Source organism: Streptomyces sp. NPDC015346 (genome assembly GCF_043078785.1).
Taxonomy (GTDB): Bacteria; Actinomycetota; Actinomycetes; order Streptomycetales; family Streptomycetaceae; genus Streptomyces.
The window spans coordinates 273,211-295,738 of record NZ_JBIBTW010000009.1; the positions used below are offsets into that span (position 1 = coordinate 273,211).

A 22,528-nucleotide genomic window follows, 5' to 3' on the forward strand; every position below is an offset into this window, starting at 1 on the left:
CGCCGCGCACCGGACCACGACCTCACGGATTTCGACATGACAGACACGGGGAACGCCATCAGCCGCGACAAGATCGCAGTCATCGGGATCGGTTGCCGGTTTCCGGGCAGCGCGTCCAGCTACCAGTCCTTCTGGCAGAACCTGATCGAGGGCAGGGACTGCATCACACCGACACCGGCCGACCGGTACGACGTCACGACGCTCGGCAGCCGGGACAAGACCAAGCCCGGGCGGCTGGTCGGCGGTCGCGGTGGCTACATCGACGGCTTCGACGAGTTCGATCCGGCGTTCTTCGGCATCAGCCCGCGCGAGGCGGAGCACATGGATCCGCAGCAGCGCAAGCTCCTCGAGGTGGCCTGGGAGGCCCTGGAGGACGGCGGGCAGAAGCCCGCCGAACTGGCGGGACGTGACGTCGGCGTCTTCGTCGGCGCGTTCACCCTCGACTACAAGATCCTGCAGTTCGCCGACCTCGGCTTCGACACGCTGGCCGCGCACACCGCCACCGGCACCATGATGACGATGGTGTCGAACCGTGTCTCGCACTGCTTCGACTTCCGTGGCCCCAGCCTCTCCGTCGACACCGCGTGCAGCTCGTCACTGGTGGCCGTGGACCTGGCCTGCCGGAGCCTGATGCGCGGCGAGAGCGGCCTCGCGCTCGCCGGCGGCACGCTGCTGCACATGGCGCCGCAGTACACCATCGCCGAGACCAAGGGCGGCTTCCTGTCACCCGACGGCCGGTCATGCACCTTCGACGCCTCCGCCAACGGCTATGTGCGCGCCGAGGGCGTCGGCATGGTCGCGCTCAAGCGGCTGGCCGACGCCGAGCGCGACGGCGACCCGGTCCACGCGGTGATCATCGGCAGCGGCGTCAACCAGGACGGTCGTACCAACGGCATCACCGTGCCCAACGCGGACGCCCAGGTCGCGCTCATCGAGCAGGTCTGCGCCGAGGCGGGGATCACCCCCGGCGACCTGCAGTACGTCGAGGCGCACGGCACCTCGACACCGGTCGGCGACCCGATCGAGGCGGCCGCGCTCGGCCGCGCCCTGTCGGTCGGACGGAAGCCGGGCGCCAGGTGCTACGTCGGCTCGGTCAAGACCAACATCGGTCACACGGAATCGGCCGCGGGCATCGCCGGGCTGATCAAGACCGTCCTGAGCCTCAAGCACCGCACCATCCCGCCGCACATCAACCTGACGCGGATCAACCCCGCCATCGACCTCGCGGCCATGCCCTACGAGATCCCGACCCGGCCGGCCGACTGGCCCGAGCACGACGGGCCCGCGCGCGCCGGAGTGAACGCGTTCGGCTTCGGCGGCACCAACGCGCACGTGGTGCTGGAGGAGGCGCCGAAGACGGTGGTACGCCACGGGGCGGACCCGGCCGGCGCCGACCGGTCGGCCGCCGGCCCCTCCGGGGCTTCGGAGGCCCCGGCCCTGACCATCCTGCCGCTGACCGCGCGGGACCCGGCAGTCCTGCCCCGCCTTGCGGAGGGCATCCGCCAGGAACTCGCGGGAGCGGGCGCCGGCGCGGAGGGGGCGCCCGTCTCGCTGGCCGACCTCGGCCACACGCTGGCGCACCGCCGCCAGCACCTGGAGTCGCGGCTGGCCGTCGTGTACTCCTCGCGCGCGTCGCTGGAGGAAGGCCTGGCAGCGTTCGCGCGGGGGGAGGAACACCCCCGCGTGCTCGTGGACCAGGAGCGTGACGCCGTAGGACGTCGTCTGGTCTGGGTCTTCACCGGCATGGGGCCGCAGTGGTGGGCGATGGGGCGCCAGCTGTTCGAGAGCGAGCCGGTCTACCGGGAGGCGATCGAGCGCTGCGACCGCGAGATCGCCAAGCTCACCGGCTGGTCCCTGGTGGAGGAACTCACCGCCGACGAAGCCGACTCGAGGATGGACGAGACCTGGCTGGCACAGCCGGCCAACTTCGCCGTGCAGGTCGGTCTGGCGGCGCTGTGGCGTAGTTACGGTGTGCGTCCCGACGCCGTCGTCGGGCACAGCACCGGCGAGGTCGCGGCGTTCTACGAAGCGGGTGTCTACAGCCTCGAGGACGCGGTCGCGGTCGTCGTCCACCGCAGCCGTCTCCAGCAGCGGCTGAACGGCACGGGCACCATGCTCGCGGTGAACCTGTCCGCTGCGGAGGCGGCCCGCCGCGTGCGGCCGTACGGCGACCGGGTGTCGCTGGCCGCGTCCAACAGCCCGGGCTCGGTCACGCTCTCCGGCGACGAGGACGCGCTTCAGGAGCTCGCCGACGAACTGGTCGCCGAGCAGGTCTTCGCCAAGTTCCTCTCCGTGCGGGTGCCGTACCACAGCGCGCGGATGGATCCGATCAAGGACGACCTGCTGTCCTCGCTCGCGGATCTGAAGGCGCGCGCGGCACAGGTGCCGCTGTATCTGACGGGCAGGGAGGGCACCGCGCACGGCACCGAACTGGACGCCGACTACTGGTGGGAGAACGTCCGGGGCAGCGTCCACTTCCGGGCGGCCGTCGACCGCCTGGCCGACGACGGCTACAGCCTGTTCCTGGAGATCGGCCCGCACCCCGTCCTCGGCCACGCGATCCAGGAGTGCCTCTCCGCCCGGAGCGTCGAGGGCCGTACGCTGCCGTCGATCCGCCGCCGGGAGGACGAGCCGGAGCGGTTCATGCGGTCGCTGGCCGCGCTGCACACCATGGGCGTCGACATCGCGTGGGACGTACTGCAGCCCACCGGACGACCGGTGACGCTGCCGCCCTACCCGTGGAAGCGGGACCGCCACTGGACGGAGCCCGACCCGGTGCGCCAGATCCGGCTCGGCCGGCGGGACCACCCGCTGCTGGGCCGCCGTACGGCCCACGCCGAACCCACGTGGGAGGCGACGCTCGACGTCGAGGCGATGCCGTACCTGAGCGATCACCGCATCCAGGGCAGTGTGGTCTTCCCCGCGGCCGGTTACGTCGAGATGGCCGCGCAGGCGGTACGGGCGATGACCGGCGGCACCGAGGCGGTCCTGGGCGACATCGAGCTGCGCAAGGCCCTCTTCCTTGCCGACGACGAAGCCGCCACGGTGCAGCTGTCCTTCTCCTCCGAGGGCGCCGGATTCACCATCGCGAGCGTGACGGGCGACGGCCGGGAACCGGCCCCGCACGCGACCGGGGTGGTCCGCGCGGGGCAGCGCCGTCGCGACGGCGGGACACTCGACGCCGACGCGGTCCGGGCACGCGCCACCCACCGTCTCGACAGCGCCGGCTGCTACGCGGCGCTGGCCGCCGCGGGGTACCACTACGGACCCGCGTTCCAGGGGATCGAGGAGGTGTGGACCGGTCCCGGCGAGGCGCTCGCCCGGATCCGTCCGCCCGAGGCCCTCGGAGACGACGCCGCGCACCACCACGTCCATCCGGCACTCCTCGACGCCTGCTTCCAGGCCCTGCTGACACCGGGGCTGCCGACCGATCCCGCTGACCCCGCCGACCTCGCCGAGCCCCGGGGGACCGGCGTCCTGCTGCCGCTGTCCATCGCGGAGGTGCGCGTCGAACCCGTCGGCGACCAGCCGCTGTGGGCGCACGCGACCGTCTCGCGACGCGGCGCCGACGAGCTCGTCGGCGACATCGCCCTGTACTCCGACAACGGCGTGCCCCTCGGCCGGATCGGCGGCTTCCGCGCGGCCGACATCGAGAAGGCGGCGACCACGGTCGGCCTGGGGACGATCGACGGCTGGCTGGCCGATGTGACGTGGGTCGACCCGCCACTCGACCCGAACGCAGACGCGACCGCGACCACGACCACGAACGGGACCGGCACCGCGAGCGATGCCGCGAACCAGGGCAGGGCACCGCTCGTGGACGGCGCCGTCCGGGACTGGCTGGTGTTCGCCGACGCCCAGGGCGTCGCCGACGAGCTCGCGGCCGCGGTGAGCGCGGCCGGCGGCCGCTGCCATCTGGTCCGCCCGGGCAGTGGCTACCGCAGGGCGAGCGAGGGCCGCCCCTGGACGGTCGCACCGGACTCCGCCGAGGACATGGCACGCCTGTTCACCGAGCTGCGCGCGGACGGCGGCGAGCCGCCCCGCGACATCGCGCACCTGTGGAGCCTGGACCTGCCGTCGATCGACGGGCCCGACCGCCCCCCCTTCGACGGGCACACCGGCAGCGGCGTCTACTCGCTGATCGCACTCGCCCAGGCCCTGCCGCGCGAACAGCCCGGCGCCAGGCTGCACATCGTCACCCGCGGCACGCAGGCCGCGACCGCCGAGGACGCGGTGGAGCCGCTGGGCGCGCCCGCCTGGGGCATCGGCCGCGTACTGCGCCACCAGGAGCTCACCGCCCACCGGGGCAAGCTCATCGACCTCGACCCGAACCGGTCGGACGACCCCGAGGCCCGCAGGTCCGAGGCCGAGGCGCTGCTGCGCGAGATGTCGGCCGACGACGAGGACGAGATCGCCCTGCGCGCCGGCCGCCGCCGCACCAGCCGGCTGACACCGGCCGCCGGTCTCACCCGCCCGCTGCCGCTGCGGCTGCGCGCCGACGGCAGCTATCTGGTGACCGGCGCGTTCGGCGCGCTCGGCCGGCTGCTGTGCCGCACCCTCGTCCGGCGCGGCGCGCGCCGGCTGATCCTGATGAGCCGTACGGCCCTTCCCGAGCGTGACCAGTGGCGCGGCCTCGACCCCGACACCCCGGCCGGGCGCCACGTCCGCTTCGTCAAGGAGCTGGAAGCACTCGGCGCCCACCCCGTCCTGGCGCCGCTGGACATCACCGACGAGGCGGCGCTGACCGATTGGCTGGCCGGCTACCGGGCCGCCGGCTCGCCGCCGATCCGCGGCGTGTTCCACCTCGCCGGACAGGTACGCGACACGCTCGTACCGGAGATGGACCGGCAGGTCTTCGACTCCGTGTACGGCCCCAAGGTCGTCGGCGCCTACCTCCTGCACCACCTGCTGCGCGACGAACCGCTCGAACACTTCGTCCTGTTCGCGTCCGTCGCCTCGCTGCTCACCACCGCAGGACAGACCAACTACGCCGCCGGCAACGCCTTCCTGGACGCGCTCGCGCACCACCGCCGCGCCCGGGGACTGCCCGCGCTGAGCATCGACTGGGGCCCCTGGGCGACCGGGATGATCGAGGAGCTCGGCCTGGTCGAGCACTACCGGGTGAGCCGCGGCATGACCTCGCTCTCCCCGGACACCGGCATGGCCGTGCTCGAACGCGTCATCGCCCAGGACCGCGCGCAGCTGCTCGTGGCCACGGTCGTCGACTGGCCGACGTTCCTCGCCTGGTACCCCTCCCCGCCGCGGCTGGTCACCGAACTGGCCGCCGCGGGCGCCGCGGGCGATCACCGCGCGGACGGCGCGCACGGCAGCCTCGTCGACACCCTCCGGGAGGCCGACGACGGGGAACGCCGACGGCTGCTGACCGAGCGGTTCGCCGCGCTGGTGGCGGGCGTCCTGCGGGTGAACGCGCAGGACGTCGGCCCGGCGGACACCCTGGGCGCGATGGGAATGGACTCGCTGCTCGCGATGGAGCTGCGCGCCCGTATCCACGCGGAGCTGGGGATCGCCCTGCCGGTGGTGGCGCTGCTCGGCAACGCGCCGGTCGCCGAGCTGGTCGAGCAGGTGCACACCGCGCTGGCCGAGCTGCTCGCCGGGGACCCGGCCGAGGGCGACGACGCCGCGGCGGTCGAGGTGTACGACGACGAGCTGCGGTATCCGCTGACCCAGAACCAGAAAGCGCTGTGGTTCCTCAAGCAGCTCAATCCGGACGGCTTCGCCTACAACATCGGCGGCGCGGTGGAGGTGCGCGTCGAGCTCGACCCCGAGCTGATGCGCGCCGCCTTCACCGCCATGATCGAGCGCCACCCCAGCCTGCGGGCCAACCTCGTCATGGACGACGGGCAGCCGGTGCAGCGGATCTCCACGGTGGCCACGCCCGACTTCGGCGTGTACGACGTGCGGGGGTGGGAGTGGGAGGACATCCGGCAGCTGATCATCCGCGAATACCGCAAGCCGTACGACCTCGAGCGGGACCCGCTGGTCCGCTTCCGCCTCTTCCAGCGCGAGCCGGACCGCTGGGTGATCATGAAGGCCGTCCACCACGTCATCTCCGACGCCGTCTCGACCTTCACGTTCATCGAGGAGCTGCTCGCGGTCTACGAGGGGCTGCGACGCGGCCGCCCGGCCGAGCTGCCGCCGGTGCCCGCGCGCTATCTCGACTTCCTCAACCGCCAGAACCGGTTCCTGGCCGGCCGCGACGCCCGGCGGATGCTCGACTACTGGCGGGGCCACCTCCCCGAGGAGGTACCCGTCCTCAACCTGCCGACGGACAAGCCCCGCCCCGCCGTACAGTCCCACAACGGCGCGTCCGAGTTCTTCGTACTCGACGAAGAGCTGAGCGCGCGCGTGCACGCCCTGGCGCGCGAGCACAACGCGACCGTGTTCATGGTCCTGCTGAGCGCCTACTACCTGCTGCTGCACCGCTACAGCGGACAGGACGACATCATCGTGGGCAGCCCCGTGACGGGCCGTACCCACGAGGAGTTCGCCTCCGTCTACGGGTACTTCGTCAACCCGCTGCCGCTCTACGTGAACCTGGCCGGCGAGCCGTCGACCGCCGAGCTCCTGTCACGGGTACGCGACACCGTCCTCGGCGGCCTCGACAACCAGGAGTACCCGTTCGTCCTGCTGGTCGACAAGCTGGGCCTGCAGCACGATCCGAGCCGTTCGGCCGTGTTCCAGGCGATGTTCATCCTGCTCACCCACAAGGTCGCCACCGAGCAGTACGGCTACCGCCTGGAGTACATCGAACTCCCGGAGGAGGAGGGCCAGTTCGACCTCACGCTCTCCGCCTACGAGGACGAGGCCGAGCGCCGCTTCCACTGCGTCTTCAAGTACAACACCGACCTCTTCGAGCCCGAGACGATGCGGCGGCTCTCCTCCCACTACGTCAATCTGCTCGACGCGCTGACCCGGGAGCCGTCGGCCCGCCCGGCCACCCGTCTCGCCATGCTCGCCCCCCGGGAGCGCGAGCACATCCTCCGTGAGTGGAGCGGGGCCGGGCGCCGCGCGGCCCACGACGTTCCGGTGCACGAACTGTTCCGCCGGGCCGCCGCCGCGCACCCGGACACGGTCGCCGTGTCGGCCCCCTCGGAGTCCGGCGCCACCCGCCGTCTGACGTACGGCGAAGTCGAACACCGCTCCCGCGCCCTCGCGCACCGACTGCGGGGGCTGGGGGTGGGCGAGGGCACCGTGGTCGCCGTGTGCCTGGACAAGTCGCCCGAGCTGATCGTCACCCTGCTCGCGGTGCTCCGGGCCGGTGGCGCGTACCTGCCGCTGGACCCCTCGTACCCGGCGGACCGCCTCGCCTACATGGTGCGCAACGCCGACGCTGCCCTCGTCGTCGTGGCGGACGAGGAGGGACGTGAGCGGACGGCCTCGGCGCCCGCCGAGGTGCTGACCCTGGACGAGCTGCACCGGCCCGGCCCCGCCGCCGACGCGCCGCTCGACGTCACGGTCGGCCCCGACGCCCCCGCCTATGTCATCCACACCTCCGGCTCCACCGGCCGGCCCAAGGCCGTCCGGGTCAGCCATCGCAATCTGGCCTCCGCCTACAGCGGATGGCGCGAGGAGTACCGCCTCGACCAGGACGTGCGGGTCCATCTCCAGCTGGCCAACCCCTCGTTCGACGTCTTCACCGGCGACCTGGTCCGCGCCCTCTGCTCCGGCGGCACGCTGGTGCTGATCGGCCGCGAGCTGCTGTTCGACACGGCCCGCCTGTACGAGACGATGCGGGCGGAGCGGGTCGACTGCGGCGAGTTCGTGCCGGCCGTGGTGGGCGGGCTGATGAACCACTGCGAGCGCGAGGGCGTCCGGCTGGACTTCATGCGGCTGCTGATCGTCGGCTCCGACGCCTGGAAGGTCGAGGAGTACGAGCGCCTGCGAGGCCTGTGCGGCCCGCGGACACGGCTGGTCAACTCCTACGGAGTCACCGAGGCCACCATCGACAGCAGCTACTTCGAAGGCCCGGCCGACGGTCTGGAGCCCAGCCGGATGGTGCCCATCGGGCGCCCGTTCCCGAACAGCGACCTCTACATCCTGGACGGGTACGGCGAACCCGTGCCGGCGGGCGTGCCGGGCGAGCTGTGGATCGGCGGAGAGGGCGTCGCCCTCGGCTACGCGGGCGATCCGGAACAGACCGCCCAGCGCTTCGCCACCCTGGCGCTGAACGGCGGGACCGAGGGCGGGAGCGACGGCGAGACCGACGACGGACCCGCCGCCGAACCGGTACGGGTCTACCGCACCGGCGACCTCGCGCGCTGGGACGCCGACGGCGGTGTGCAGCTGCTCAGCCGCCTCGACTCGCAGATCAAGGTCCGCGGCCACCGCATCGAGCCCGGCGAGATCGAGTCGCAGCTGGCGCTCTGCCCCGGAGTGGCGCAGTCGGTGGTGACCGTACGTGCCGACGCGCGGGGCGAGGCCGTCCTCTGCGCCTACTGCGTCCCCGAGGCCGGTGCGGAGCTGGACCAGCGCGAGCTGCGCCGTCACCTCGCCGGCTGTCTGCCGACCTTCATGATCCCGTCGTACTTCGTCCAGCTGCCCGCCCTGCCGCTGTCCGCGAACGGCAAGATCGATCCCGCTGCCCTGCCGGCCCCGCGATCCAGCGGCGACGGCGACGTCCACGAGCCTCCGGTGACGGACCACGAGCTCCGGATGGCCGAGCAGTGGAAGGCCGTTCTCGGCCTGGAGCGTGTCGGCCTGCAGGACGACTTCTTCGAGGTCGGCGGCAGCTCGATCAAGCTGATCGAGCTGATCCACCGCCTCCAGGGCGAGTTCGGCGTCCCCATCCCCGTCAGTCATCTCTTCAAGATCACCACGCTGCAGGGCATGGCCTGGACGGTGGAGCAGATCGCCACGGGCCGGATCGCCGGCACGCAGCCCTACCTGCGGTTCGACGGCGGCGACGGGCCCCAGCTCTTCTGCTTCCCGCCGGCCGGCGGCCACGGTCTGGTCTACCGCCGGTTCGCCGCCCACCTGCCGGAGTACCGCGTCACCGCGTTCAACTACCTGCCGGGCGACGACAAGACCGAGCGCTACGCCGACCTGGTCGAATCACTCCAGGCCGAGGGTCCCTGCACCCTGCTCGGCTACTCGCTCGGCGGCAACGTCGCCTTCGAGGTGGCCCGGGAGCTGGAGCGGCGTGGGCGTGAGGTGTCCCATGTGGTCATCGTGGACTCGTACCGCATCTCGGAGCGGTTCAGCCTCGCCGAGGAGCACCTCGAAGCCTTCGAGCGGGAGCTCGGCGAGCACCTGCGCAAGCACACCGGGTCGGAGACCGTCACGAAGGAGACGCTCGACCAGGCAAGGGAGTACATCGACTTCTGCGGCCGCACCCCGAACCTCGGCGCGGTCACGGCCCCGGTCAGCGTGATCTCCGACGAGCGGAAGACCGAGCTCTACGCCGCCGGCCACGAGGGCTCCTGGCACGGCAGCTCCACCACCCGCACGGCGGTCGTCCGGGGCTCCGGTGCGCACGCCGACATGCTCGACCCGGGCCATCTGGAGCTCAACACCGGTCTGGTGCGGGACGTTCTGCGCGATCGAACGCCTGCCGACAGGAAGGGCTGACATCCACCATGCACACCCAGAGCGAGCCGCTCGCCTACCCCTTCGAGCGGGGCACCGGACTCGCGGTTCCCCCCATCTACGCGGAGTTGCGTGATCGGCCGCTGGTGCGGGTCCGGATGGCCTACGGAGAGGACGCCTGGCTGGCCACCCGGTACGCCGACGTGAAGACGGTCCTGTCGGATCCCCGCTTCAGCCGGGCCGCGGCCGTGGGCCGTGACCAGCCGCGGATGGAGGCGACGGCCCGGGACTACGGCGGGCTGGTCTCCCACGACCCGCCCGAGCACACGAGGCTGCGCTCCCTGATGGCCAGGGAGTTCAGCGCGCGCCGGATCGAGCGGCTGCGCGCCCGGGCGCACGAGGTCGCCGGGGAACTCCTCGACGGCATCGTGGAGTCGGGACCGACGGTCGACCTGTTCGAGCGGTTCGCCACCCCCTTGCCGACGACACTCAACTGCGAGCTGCTCGGCGTACCTCACGAGTACAGCCGTCTCTGGGCCTGGGCGGAGGCCGAGATGTCCGCGGCCGCACCCGACGGTGACCCCGGCGAGCTCGCCGCGGCGTTCTTCTCCCAGGTGGACGCGATGGTCGACATGCGCCGCGGGGACCCGGGCGACGACGTGTTGAGCTCGCTCGTGCGGGCCTGCGACCAGGACGGCAAGATCACGCGGGACGAGCTGCGGGTCCTGGCGGCCGATCTTCTCCTCGCGGGCTTCGCCACCATCGCCGGCCAGATCGCGGCCTCCCTCTACCACCTGCTGATCCGCCCCGGGGAGCTGTCGCGGCTGCGTGAGCGACCGGAGCTGATCCCCCGGGCCGCCGAGGAGCTGTTGCGGTACGTGCACCTCGACGACTTCATCCTCCCGCGTTACGCCACCGAGGACATCAAGCTGGGCGGGGTCCTCGTCAGCGCCGGTGAAGCCGTGCTGGTCTCCCTGGCGGCCGCCAACAGGGACGCGGAGGTCTTCCCCGACGCCGACGACCTCGTCCTCGACCGGACCGGCGCCCCCCACCTCGGCTTCGGGCACGGCGCGCACTTCTGCCTCGGGGCACACCTCGCGCGGCTCGAACTGCAGGTGGCCCTGGAGACAGCGCTGCGGCGCCTGCCCGGCCTGAGACTCGCCGTCCCCGAGGACGAACTGCGCTGGAAGACGGGCGGTGTCGTCGGCAGCCTCGTCGACCTGCCCGTCACCTTCGACCGGCCCACCGGCGTGACGGGTGACGCGTGACGGGTGACACCGAGCAGGACTGGGACACCCGCGAGCGCGCTCCCGGCAGCAAGCCCCGGGTCCTCATCATCGGCGCGGGCATCGGTGGACTGTCGACCGGCTGCTACGCGCAGATGAGCGGGGCGCGGACCCGCATCCTGGAGAAGCACGTCCTGCCCGGAGGGTGCTGCACGGCCTGGGCGCGGGACGACTACCTCTTCGACTACTGCATCGAGTGGCTGATCGGCACCGGCTCGGACAACGAGGCCGCCACCATCTGGCGTGAGCTCGGCGCGCTCGACGGCAAGACGATCACGAACTTCGACACGTTCAACACCGTGGTCGGTGAGGACGGCCGGTCGGTCACGTTCTACAACGATCCCGACCGGCTCGAGCGGCACCTGCTGGAGATCTCGTCGGCCGACGCACGCCTGATCCGGTCCTTCTGCCGGGATCTGCGGCGGTTCATCGACATCAACCTCTATCCGTTCCTGACCGCGCCGCCGCTGCGGTCGGTACGCGAGCGGCTCACCCTGCTCCGTACCGTCCTGCCGGCCTTCCGGCTGTTCTGGCGCACCGCCGCCACCTCCATGGAGTCCTTCTGCGGCAAGTTCCAGGATCCGCTGCTGCGCCGGGCCTTCCCCTTCATCTTCTACCAGGACCACGAGGTCTTCCCGCTGCTGCCGTACCTCTTCAACATGGCGGGCGCCTACCACGGCAACGCCGGTTTTCCGCAGGGCGGGTCGCTGGGTCTTTCACGCTCCATCGAGGAGCGGTACACCTCGCTGGGCGGCCGGATCGACTACCGGGCACGGGCGGAGCGCATCCTCGTCGAGGACGGCCGCGCGGTGGGCGTGGAACTCAGGAACGGGAGACGGCACTACGCCGACCACATCGTCTCGGCCTGCGACGGCCTCACCACGATCTACGGGCTGCTGGACGGGAAGTACACGAACCCCACCATCGACACGCTCTACACCGAGATGCTGCACGAGCCGGAACTCATCTACCCGGGCGTGGTCTCTGCGTTCGTCGGCCTGACCGGCGACGTGGACCCCGCCACCCCGCACAGCACCACCTATCTGCTGTCGCGGGAGGACAGCGCGGAACTCCCGGCCGTGCGGCAGGACAGCATGGTGGTGCAGATGCGGTCGCGCTACTGCGACTCCTTCGCGCCACCCGGCAAGACGGTCATCCACTGCACGTACTTCAGCGACTTCGCCTACTGGAAGACGCTGCGCGGCTCCGACCGCAAGGAGTACCGGGCGCGTAAGCGCGAGGTCGCCGACTTCGTCCAGGGCTTCCTGGAGCGGCACCATCCGGGCATCACGGAGCGCATCGAGGTGATCGACGTGGCCTCACCCGCCACGACGCTGCGCTACACCGGCAACTACAACGGCAGCATCCTCGCCTGGAAGGCCTTCACCAAGGCGGAGGACCTGACGACCAAGCTGGTCAACAAGGACCGTATGCGGCTGCCGGGCCTGCGCGGTTTCTCCATGACCGGTCAGTGGGTCGGCGGCGGCGGCCTGATCCGTACCGCGTCCGCGGGCCGTTTCGCCGTCCAGTACCTGTGCGAGGAACTCGGGCTCGACTTCACGGCTTCGGAGAGCCCCGGCGCCGGGCCCTGGCACCGCGGAAAGCTGGGCCGGCTGCCCCAACTGGACACCAGGCCCGTGGGCCGGCCGGCCCACGGACAGACGTGAGGAGGGCGTCGGCGATGCCGCGGTCCCAGCAGGACAGAGAGTCCATGATCATCATCGGTGGCGGCCTCGGTGGCCTGTCCACCGGCTGCTACGCGCAGATGAACGGATACCGGACCCGGATCTTCGAGATGCACGAGATCCCCGGCGGCTGCTGCACCGCCTGGGACCGAGGCGACTTCACCTTCGACTGCTGCGTCAGCTGGCTGCTCGGGAACGGGCCCGGCAACGAGATGCACCAGATCTGGCTCGAACTCGGCGCGCTGCAGGGCAAGGAGATGCGGCACTTCGACGTCTTCAACATCGTCCGCGGCCGGGACGGCAGAGCCGTGTACTTCTACTCCGATCCCGACCGCCTCGAGGAACATCTGCTCTCCCTCTCGCCGGCCGACGCCAGACTGATCCGGGACTTCTGCGCCGGTCTGCGCAGCTTCCGCAAGTGCCTGGCCGTCTACCCCTTCCTCAAGCCGGTCGGTCTGATGGGGCGCCTCGAGCGCTGGCGCATGCTGGCGTCGTTCGTGCCCTACTTCAACGTCATCCGCAAGTCGATCACGGTGCTGATGACGGACTACTCGGCGAGGTTCAAGGACCCGCTGCTGCGAGAGGCGTTCAATTTCATCCTCTACGAGAAGCACCCGGCGTTTCCCGTGCTGCCCTTCTACTTCCAGCTGGCCTCGCACGCGAACCGGTCCGCCGGCGTGCCTGAGGGCGGTTCGCTCGGCCTCTCCACCTCGATCGAGCGGCGCTACCGGCGGCTCGGCGGTGAGGTGACCTACAACGCCAAGGTCGAGGAGGTGCTCGTGGAGGACGACCGCGCGGTGGGCGTACGGCTCAGCGACGGACGCGAGTTCCGCTCCGACATCGTGGTCTCCGCCTGCGACGGCCATACGACGGTGATGAAGCTGCTGGGGGGCCGCTACCTCGACGAGACGTACCGGAAGCTGTACACCCGCACCATCGAGGAGCCGGGCATGGTGTTCCCCGGCTACGTCATGCTGTTCCTCGGCCTCAGCCGGCCCTTCCCACAGGGCGATCCGTGCACCACCTACCTGCTGGACGAGCAGACGGCGTCGAAGCTGACGGGTATGCGCCACCCCAGCCTCAACGTGCAGTTCCGCAGCACGCATTACCCGGAACTCTCCCCCGAGGCGACGACGGTCGTCTACGCCACCTACTTCGCCGACGCCGCCCCCTGGCGCGCCCTGAACGCCGGAGAGCCGGAGCAGCGCACGCGCCGGCACCAGGGGAAGACCGTGCACACAGGTCCGCTGCGGCACGGGCGCGACTACTACACGGCCAAGCGTGAGGTGCGCGACACCCTGGTGACGTTCCTGGACGAGCGGTTCCCCGGGCTGCGGGACGCGATCGCCGTGCGGGATCTGTCGACCCCCCTCACCCAGGTCCGCTACACGGGCAACTACGACGGGACGGTCCTCGGCTGGCAGCCCTTCGTGGAGAGCGGCGAGACCCTGGAGGAACAGATCAAGAAGAACGGGCCGGCGCTTCCCGGCCTGGAGAACTTCTACCTCTCCGGGGTGTGGGCCACCACCGGCGGCCTCATCCGCGCCGCCGCGGCGGGCCGTCACGTCATGCAGTTCATCTGCCGGGACGACGGAAGGGAATTCACCGCCGACGTCGACACCAGCGCACCGCCCCCGACGCACGTCGTCATCCCCGTGGGCGAGCGGCCCCCGTCCGTGGCCGCCCCCGCGGAGCTCTCAGCCATCGCGCACTCGGTCCATCGCACACTCGGTCCATCGCACACAGACAAGGCACGCACATGAAGCTCGAGAAATGGGTGGTACGGGAGCACGCCGAGGGCGTGCCCGAGGTCGACAGGGTCTACGAGAAGGTCGTCGAGGAGTTCGACGTCGCGCTCAAGGACGACGAGATGCTGCTCAAGACCCGGTACGTCTCGGTCGACCCCTTCCTGAACGGCCTCACGCAGGTGACCCCGCTGGGCCACCACGCGCCCGGCATGTCGATCATGGAGGTGCTCGAAGCCGGGCCCGACGCCTCCTTCCGGCCCGGTGACCTGGTGGAGGGGTTCGGCGGCTGGCGCACCCACGTCGTCAGCGACGGCAGCCCCTACGTGTGGGACACGGGCTCCTTCCACTTCGACGTCTCCCCCTTCCGCAAGCTGCACCCGGAGCGCTACGACCAAGAGCTGCCGCTCACGACGGCGCTGGGCGTCATGGGGATTCCCGGGCTGACCGCCTGGGGGACGATGACGAAGTTCTTCACGGTCGAGCCCGGCGACACGGTCGTGGTCAGCGGTGCGACGGGCGCCATCGGAACCCTGGTCGGGCAGCTGGCCAAGCGCGCCGGAGCCCGCGTGGTCGGCACCACCGGCACCCCGGAGAAGGCGGAGTACCTCACCGGTCTCGGCTTCGACGAGGTGATCGTCTACCGGCAGGGCGACGACGCCGACACGGTGTACCCGGCACTCCGCCGGGCCGCGCCGGACGGCGTCGACAAGTACTTCGACAACATGGGGGGCGCGCTCACCGACGCGGTGTTCACCATGCTCAACCGGTACAGCCAGGTGGCGGTGTCGTGGCAGTGGGAGACCACGGTCGGGGGAGACAGGGTGGGCCCGCGCCTGCTGGAACACATCATGCGACCGCGCACCACGATCCGTGGCATCTACGCCCAGGACTGGTACACCGACGAGGATTTCGCCGCCCTTCACGAGGAACTGGGCGGCATGATCCGACGCGGCGAGGTCAGGTACGACCAGACCGTCCATCAGGGTTTCGACAGCATCCCCGAGGCGTACCAGGGCCTCTACCGGAACAGGGCGGCGAACCGCGGGAAGCTGCTCGTCGAGGTGTGACCCTCACCCGCTGAGGCCGGTGGACGGCACACATTCGAAGAGGTGGTGTCCACCGGCCAGCCGCTCGACGGCGACGGGGTCGAAACCCGACCGCCGAAGGAGCCCGCGCAGGTCGCTCTCCCCGAACCCCCCGATGTCCTTCCCGCACATCACCATCTGGAAGAGCACATGGGGGGCGTCGGACTCCTGGTCCAGGAGAGGCTCCACCACGAGCAGCCGGGGCGGGGCGAGGCCGGGCTCGCGCGCTTCGGCGGTGCGGCGCATCGCCCGGCCGACGGCGGTCAGGAGACGCACGCACGTCTCCGGCGACCAGTCGTGGAGGACGTTCTTCAGCAGGTACCGGTCGCCGCCCTCCGGCACCTCCTCGAAGATGTCCGCCGGCTGGAAGGTGACGCGTTCGGCGATCCCTTCCCCGGCGGACGCGCGCAGGGCCTCCCCGGCCCGCGCGCACACGCTGGCGCGGTCGACGCAGACTCCGGTCAGGTGCGGGTGCTCGGCGAGGATCCCGGCGAGCATCGTGCCGTCGCCGCCGCCGACGTCCACGACCGTGTTCACGGAGGAGAAGTCGTGGCGCCGCACCAGCTCCGCCACCATCGGCCGGGCCAGCTCGGACATCGCGCCGTCGAAGATCCGCGCGGTCTCCGGATCCCGCTCCAGGTATTCGTAGAGCGGCACACCGAACACCTCCCGGAAACCGGACTCACCGGTCCGTACGGTGTGCGGCAGTGCGCCGAAGGCGTCGTCGTACGTCTCGGCCATCAGGATGCAGAAGTTGCGCAGGGACCGCGGGTGGTCGCCGCGCAGCGCCGCGAAGGACTCGGTCATCGCGAAGGCGCCGTCCTCGTTCCGCTCGACGACGCCGCCGAGGTCGAGCACCTGCAGGAGCCGCAGCATGACGTCAGGGTCCGAGTCGGTGCGCTTCGCGAGGTCGTGGTGCGGCAGCGGGCCACCGTCCAGGATGTCGGCGATGCCGAGTCTGGCGGCCGTCGCGAGCGCTCGCGAAAAGCAACCGCCCGCGGCGAGCCGCGCGATCTGCATCTGGTTCGGTAGCGCTTCCATGGACGCCAACGCCTTTCCTCGGGGACCGGTCGTCGACCGGTGGCCGGGCCGGAGGCGGCCCCGCGGCCACCGGGCGCATTCCGCCCAACGAGCAGGCGTCGCGCGAGAAACGGCACCACGTTCCCGAAGCACCGCGGGGCATCCCTGAACGGTTCCGGTGGGATCAGTCCCGCGGCGCGATGCGCTCCCCTGTACCGGCCAGCCGAACGGTGATGGCTTCGGTGGGGCACAGTTCCGCCACTTCGACGAGCTGGTCCCGGGCGGCTCCCGGGGCCGTCGCGGTGCGGGGGCGCGCGTGGCCGCCGTCCAGGGCCAGGTAGGCCGGGGCCGCCAGCACGCACTGGCCGCTGGCGGTGCAGGCCCAGGGGTCCACATGAACGGTCAGCTCGCCGGAAGCCTCCGGGGCGAGGCCGGGGGCGTCCGAAGCCACGTCCGCTGTCTCGCCCTGGGGCACGTCCGCGGTCACCAGGTCACCTCAAGGCGCAGCGGACTGCGGGTCAGACCGCCCCGACGCCATTCGACGTCCTCCACCGGCCCGGCCAGGCTGAGCCCCGGCCACCGGTGGGCGAGGCGGTGCAGAGCGAGCTGCATCGTCAACCGGGCCAACCAGGCGCCCATGCAGTGGTGCGGGCCCGCGCCGAAGGCGAGGCTCGGGGCGGGGAGGAGGCTGAAGAGGCCGTCCGCGCTGGCACGGAGGTCGGGCGGATACACCTCCGGGTCCGTCCCGGCCGCCATGACATCCGCGACCAGCACGTCACCCGCGGCGACGGTGACGCCACCGATCTCGACTTCCGCCGTCGCCCGGCGCTGCAGCCCGGCGCCCGCGACGACATCGGCGCGGGGAACGAACCGCAGCATGTTCTCCACCAGGGGTGCGGCCTTGTCCTCGTCCTGCTCGGCGAGCCGTCGCCATGCCTCCGGGGCCTCGTCGAGCAGATAGAGGAGGCCGTTGCCCAGGGCGGACTGGGTCGTCTCGAGACCTGCCACCACCAGCGTCCGGGCCAGCGAGATGAGCTGGGATTCGCTGACGTCGGGAGACTCGTCCGCCGCCGCGATCAAGCCGCTGATCAGGTCGTCACCGGGGTGGCGGCGGCGTGCGGCGAACAGCCTGGCCAGGAAGGAGTGGAACGCGACCAGGGCGTCTCGCGCCTCGTCAGGGGTGGAGGTGCCGTAGGAGAAGGCCATGCCGCTCCAGCGGTACATGTCGGCGTGATCCTGCCCCTCCAGGCCCATCAGGCGACTGATCACCAAGGCGGGCAGTGGTCGGGCGTAGCCCGTGACGAGATCGGCCGGCGGCTGCCGGCGAGCCATGTCGTCCAGCAGCTCTTCGACCACCGAGGCGACCCACGGGCGCCAGCGGGCGATGGCCCGGGGGGTGAACGACCGCTGCGCGGTCTGACGCAGCCGACGGTGCTCCGCACCATCGAGGTGGATCAACGCTTCGGGGTCTTCCCGGGCGATCGCGACCTCGGGAAGGGGCGGGGCGTCGGGGGCGAGCAGCGACGCCCGCCCGATCCGGGGGTCGGTGAGCACCTGGCGCACATCGGCGTGGCGGGTCACCAGCCACACCGAGTGGCCGGTGGGCAACCGCTCCAGCCGGGGCGGCCCAGGCGCACGCAGGGTCGTCCGGTGCATGGGGGGCAGGGGGCATGAGGGGGCGGGGGGCAGGTCGTTCACGGGCATCCAGACACGGGAGGGGTCTCGTGGAGCGGCAGGACGCGGCCGGCCGCCGCATGCTCGGGACGGCGCAGCCGCCACTCCAACGCGACTCACAGCGAAGAAACACGGCCGCGTCAGCGCCCCCGGGTGCGTGACACACGATGGTGTGGCTCGATTCCGGCCGCGGTCGATGCGGCCCTCGCGGTCACCGGGGAAACGGCAACACCTGTCGGTCGACGGTCGACGGTCGACGGTCAGCGGTCGACAGTCAGCGGTCCTCGTCCGCCTCGTGCGCCTCGTTCGCCATCTCCGCCGGGAGCAGGTTCGCCAGGCGCTCCGGGTCCGCCAGGATCTGGATCTCCACGATGCGGTCGTCCACGACCGTGAAGGCCATGAGGCCCGCCGGGCGACCGTCCACCAGGGAGACGATGCCGGGGGCGCCGTTGACCAGGACCGTGCGGTAGGCGCGGCGGAAGCGGGCGAAGGTGAGGGCCTGCTCGACGACCGCCCCGGCGCCGCGGACGAGCTTCGAGGCCGCCGCGAGCAGTCGGCCGCCGTCCGCGCGCAGGACCACGTCCGGGTCGAGGACCGCGAGCAGGCCCTCGAAGTCGCCGCCCTGGGAGGCCGCCATGAAGGCGTCGACCACCTCGCGCTGACGGGTGACGTCCGGTGCGGGGGCCGGGGCCGCGCCCTGGACGCGGCGGCGGGCCCGGCTGGCGAGCTGGCGCGTCGCGGCCGGGGTGCGGTCCACGATCGGGGCGATCTCGTCGAAGGACACCGCGAACATGTCGTGCAGGACGAACGCCAGCCGCTCCGCCGGGCCCAGCGTCTCCAGGACCACGAGCAGCGCAAGACCCACCGAGTCGGTGAGCAGCGCCTCCTCCTCGGGGTCGCGGACGGTGCCCGCCCCCCGGACCACCGGATCGGGGACGTAGTACTCCAGCGGGTCCTCGCGGCGCGAGGAGCGCGAGCGGAGCATGTCCAGGCACACCCGGCCGACGACGGTCGTCAGCCAGCCGCTGAGGTTCCGTACGTCGCCGACGTCCGAGCGGTTGAGCTTGAGCCACGCTTCCTGGACGGCGTCCTCGGCCTCGCTCAGTGAGCCGAGCATCCGGTAGGCGACCGCCTTCAGATGGGTGCGGTCGGCCTGAAAGCGCTCGGCCAGGAGCTCCTTCTCGTCCATCGGTGCCTCTCCCTCGTTGATTCCTGCCGGTTGTTCCCGTCGATTTCCCGTCCTCCGGTATGACGGAGGACGGCGTCGCGATGTGACCGTCCGCGTCGTGAGATCCCCGCCGCCCCTCGTCGAACGCCCGTGTTTTCCCGGCCGATCGGCTCCGGTGCCGGGGATTGCCCCTTCAGCATCGTGATCTTCGGCCGTAGATTTTCATGCATGACGACAACCACGCAGGTCAACGCCGTACTTCGCACCCCGCCGGCCGCTCCCGCCGCCGCGGCCGCCTACTTCTCCGCCAGCCTCGCCTTCCACGCCGACGTCTCCGACGTCGCCGCCGCCATCGCCGCCGACGGCGACCCCGGCTTCGTGGTCCTCGACTCCCGTTCCACCGCCTCCTGGGACCAGGGCCACGTCCCCGGCGCGATCCACCTGCCGACCGCGCTCATCCCCGAGCAGGCCGAGCAGCTGCTCGACAAGTCCGTGCCGGTCGTCACGTACTGCTGGGGCCCCGGCTGCAACGGCGCCACGCGCGCCGCGCTCGCCCTCGCGCAGCTCGGCTACCAGGTGAAGGAGATGCTCGGCGGATTCGAGTACTGGGTCCGCGAGGGTTTCCCGTACGAGACGTGGGAGGGCCCGGAGAAGAAGGACGCCGACCCGCTCACCGCCCCGGTCGACGCCGAGGACTGCGGCTGCTGAGGCGATGCCCGAAAAACCGATTAGGGGATCCGCTCCCCATGCCGTAAGGTCATATTCACCGACGCGGGGTGGAGCAGCTCGGTAGCTCGCTGGGCTCATAACCCAGAGGTCGCAGGTTCAAATCCTGTCCCCGCTACTCAGTAGCAGCGAAGGCCCGGATCCAGTCATTGGATCCGGGCCTTCGTCGTGTCCCGGAACACTCCGCTCGGCCTTTTACGTCGCTCGGCCTTTACGTCGCTTGACCTTTACGCAACGTCAAGATTTAGCGTTCTCGCCATGGAGTGGTCGATCCAGGAGATCGCCAGGAAGGCCGGCACCACCAGCCGCACTCTCCGGCACTACGGAGAGCTCGGCCTGCTGGAGCCCAGCCGGATCGGCGCCAACGGTTACCGGTACTACGACCAGGCGGCGCTCGTGCGGTTGCAGCGGATTCTGCTGCTGCGCGAGCTCGGGCTCTCCCTGCCCGCCATCGCCGAGGTCCTCGAAGGGCAGCGGAACACCTCCGCCGCCCTGCGCACCCATCTCCTCCTGCTCGAACAGGAGCGGGAGCGGATCGGACGGCAGATCGACGCCGTGCGGACCACTCTCCACAAGACGGAGAACGGAGAAGAGCTCATGGCCGACGAAATGTTCGACGGATTCGATCACACGCGGTACGAGAAGGAGGTCACCGAGCGCTGGGGCCGCGACGCGTACGAGAAGGGCGACCGCTGGTGGCGCTCGCTCGACGCCGAGCGGAAACAGGCATTCATGGACCAGCAGGCCGGCATCGCCCGCGACTTCGCCCGCGCCGCGCGGGAGGGCCTCTCGGCCGACAGCGAGGAGGTCCAGGCGATCACCCGGCGCCACATCGAGTGGCTGTCGATCACGACGACCCCGGCGAAGGAGTACGTCATCGGCCTCGGCCGGATGTACGTCGACGACCCGCGCTTCACCGTGAACTACGACAAGCACGGCGAGGGTACGGCGGTGCTCGTCCGCGACGCGATGAAGGTCTACGCGGAGCGGAACCTGTAAGAGGGGGGCGGGGCCGGTTGCCGGGGCCGGGGGCCAGGGGCCGTTCCGTAGCCCACTCGGGCCAGCGGGGGTGGCCGCCCGGCGCGGCGGCCTCCACCCTGGGAAGGGCGCGGTACCGTCCGTCGCCGTGTACGGACCGGGACCGGGCAGGAGAGCACAGGTGGGGCAGGGGCACGGGCAGGGTCGGCGGGAGACGGGCCAGGGCGCGGGCCGGAGTGCGGGCCAGGGCGCGGGCCGGAGTGCGGGCCAGGGCCAGAGTCAGGGTCCCGGGCCCAACGGGCGCACGCCCGCGCAGGTCGAGCGCGCCCGGCGGTTCCTGAAAGCCCTGCCTCCGCTGATCATCCTGGGCGGAGTCGTCTTCGACCTCGCCACCCCGCCCGCCTACACGGCCGCCCCGATGTTCTCGGCCGCGCCGCTCGTCGCGGCCCCCTTCTTCTCGATGCTGACCACGCTGCTCACCGGCATCGCCGCCGTGCTCGCAGGGGTCGGGCTGCACTTCTACAACGACACCACCACGGACGTCCCCGCCCTCACCGAGACACTCACCGTCGTCACCGTCTCCGCCCTCGCGCTCCTCATCAACCGGGTCGTGCGGCGCAGCGGCCAGCGGCTCGCCTCGGCCCGGGTGATCGCGGAGACCGCCCAGAAGGCCGTACTGCCCACGCCCGCCGAGCGGATCGGCGGGCTGCAGGTCGCGGCCCGGTACGAGGCGGCGCAGGCCGACGCGTTCATCGGCGGTGACCTGTTCGCCGTCCAGGACACGCCCTACGGGGTACGGCTCGTGGTCGGCGACGTCCGGGGCAAGGGTCTCGACGCCGTCGAGGCGGTCGCCGTCGTCATCGGCGCCTTCCGGGAGGCGGCCGAGCAGGAGTCGACGCTGGAGGGCGTCGCCCAGCGACTGGAGCGCGCGCTGACCCGGGAGGGAACGCGCCGCGACGGCCTGGACGCCGTCGAGGGGTTCACCACCGCCGTCCTCGCGGAGATCCCGCGCGGCGACGGGCTCGTACGGGTGGTCAACCGCGGCCATCCGGAGCCGCTGCTGCTGTACGCGGACGGAGGCCTGGAGCTTCTGGCGCCGAGCGAGGCCGCCCTGCCGCTCGGCATGGGCGAACTGGCCGCCTGGCCGGACCGGGCCGACGAGTCCCCCTACCCGCCGGGGGCCACGCTGCTCCTCTACACAGACGGGCTGTCCGAAGCCCGCAACGCGCGGGGGGAGTTCTACGACCCGGCCGAGCGTCTCGCCGGGCGGATCTTCCCCGGCCCCCAGGAGCTGCTGGACGCGCTCGTCGACGACGTCCGCCGGTACACGGGCGGAGGTGCGACCGACGACATGGCGCTGCTCGCGGTGAGCCGGCCGGCGGTGGGGCAGCCGGAACGGCGCCGGACGATGCCCGTGGTGCCGTGACCATCCGTAGTGGCGGAGTACCGCTGCGATAACAATTGACACACCGTCAGTTCTACGGTGTTCGGCGCGTGTTTACTGAAGGATGGTCAAATCGGTGTATAGCACCTTAATCTCTTGAACGATCAGCCGGAACGGCTTGGAATCAGGCCCTCGCGTCTATTAACGTTCGATAACGCAGCGCGGTCG

General features: G+C 71.3%; 12 protein-coding genes and 1 tRNA gene. 9 read left to right on the plus strand and 4 right to left on the minus strand.

What is annotated here, in order from left to right:
* Positions 1-36 precede the first annotated feature (36 nt).
* From ACF06X_RS29840 to ACF06X_RS29860, 5 genes are read left to right on the plus strand one after another with little or no spacing between them, the layout of a single operon-like run.
* Positions 37-9,588, plus strand: coding sequence for an amino acid adenylation domain-containing protein (locus ACF06X_RS29840; protein WP_392290404.1), 9,552 nt, complete (start codon positions 37-39; stop codon positions 9,586-9,588).
* An 8-nt stretch (positions 9,589-9,596) separates the two neighbouring features.
* Positions 9,597-10,814 (plus strand): cytochrome P450, encoded by a 1,218-nt coding sequence (locus tag ACF06X_RS29845; RefSeq protein WP_392290405.1) that lies wholly within the window; start codon positions 9,597-9,599, stop codon positions 10,812-10,814.
* Positions 10,811-12,499: a phytoene desaturase family protein gene (locus ACF06X_RS29850; RefSeq protein WP_392290406.1), complete on the plus strand. Its 1,689-nt coding sequence runs from the start codon at positions 10,811-10,813 to the stop codon at positions 12,497-12,499. Before ACF06X_RS29845 ends, ACF06X_RS29850 begins: the two co-directional genes overlap by 4 nt.
* A 14-nt stretch (positions 12,500-12,513) precedes the next feature.
* Positions 12,514-14,280: a phytoene desaturase family protein gene (locus ACF06X_RS29855; RefSeq protein ID WP_392290407.1), complete on the plus strand. Its 1,767-nt coding sequence runs from the start codon at positions 12,514-12,516 to the stop codon at positions 14,278-14,280.
* The gene (locus ACF06X_RS29860) at positions 14,277-15,332 is read left to right on the plus strand and encodes an MDR family NADP-dependent oxidoreductase (RefSeq protein WP_392290408.1); all 1,056 of its coding nucleotides are present in this window, start codon (positions 14,277-14,279) and stop codon (positions 15,330-15,332) included. The genes ACF06X_RS29855 and ACF06X_RS29860 overlap by 4 nt, the downstream gene beginning before the upstream one ends.
* Positions 15,333-15,335: 3 nt before the next feature.
* Here the strand turns inward: ACF06X_RS29860 and ACF06X_RS29865 are convergent, their stop codons facing one another.
* The 4 genes from ACF06X_RS29865 to sigJ all read right to left on the minus strand — a co-directional run bounded on the left by ACF06X_RS29865 (position 15,336) and on the right by sigJ (position 19,233).
* Positions 15,336-16,391, minus strand: coding sequence for a methyltransferase (locus ACF06X_RS29865; RefSeq protein ID WP_392290409.1), 1,056 nt, complete (start codon positions 16,389-16,391; stop codon positions 15,336-15,338).
* A 163-nt stretch (positions 16,392-16,554) separates the two neighbouring features.
* Positions 16,555-16,857, minus strand: a complete 303-nt coding sequence (locus ACF06X_RS29870) for a ferredoxin (protein ID WP_392290410.1) — start codon at positions 16,855-16,857, stop codon at positions 16,555-16,557.
* The gene (locus ACF06X_RS29875) at positions 16,854-18,026 is read right to left on the minus strand and encodes a cytochrome P450 (protein ID WP_392290411.1); all 1,173 of its coding nucleotides are present in this window, start codon (positions 18,024-18,026) and stop codon (positions 16,854-16,856) included. The genes ACF06X_RS29870 and ACF06X_RS29875 overlap by 4 nt, the downstream gene beginning before the upstream one ends.
* 292 nt (positions 18,027-18,318) lie before the next feature.
* Positions 18,319-19,233 carry an RNA polymerase sigma factor SigJ gene (sigJ, locus tag ACF06X_RS29880; RefSeq protein ID WP_392290412.1) on the minus strand — a complete coding sequence of 305 codons (915 nt, stop codon included), beginning with the start codon at positions 19,231-19,233 and terminating at the stop codon, positions 18,319-18,321.
* Between the two features lie 207 nt (positions 19,234-19,440).
* On the opposite strand from sigJ, the gene ACF06X_RS29885 reads away from it, so the two are divergent.
* From ACF06X_RS29885 to ACF06X_RS29900, 4 genes are all read left to right on the plus strand, one after another.
* The gene (locus ACF06X_RS29885) at positions 19,441-19,920 is read left to right on the plus strand and encodes a rhodanese-like domain-containing protein (protein ID WP_392290413.1); all 480 of its coding nucleotides are present in this window, start codon (positions 19,441-19,443) and stop codon (positions 19,918-19,920) included.
* Between the two features lie 62 nt (positions 19,921-19,982).
* Positions 19,983-20,056 (plus strand) — tRNA-Met (locus ACF06X_RS29890).
* Between the two features lie 140 nt (positions 20,057-20,196).
* Positions 20,197-20,937 (plus strand): MerR family transcriptional regulator, encoded by a 741-nt coding sequence (locus ACF06X_RS29895; RefSeq protein WP_392290414.1) that lies wholly within the window; start codon positions 20,197-20,199, stop codon positions 20,935-20,937.
* 316 nt (positions 20,938-21,253) lie between these two features.
* Complete coding sequence (locus ACF06X_RS29900) at positions 21,254-22,342, plus strand: PP2C family protein-serine/threonine phosphatase (RefSeq protein WP_392290431.1); 1,089 nt, start codon at positions 21,254-21,256, stop codon at positions 22,340-22,342.
* The last annotated feature ends 186 nt before the right edge of the window (positions 22,343-22,528 follow it).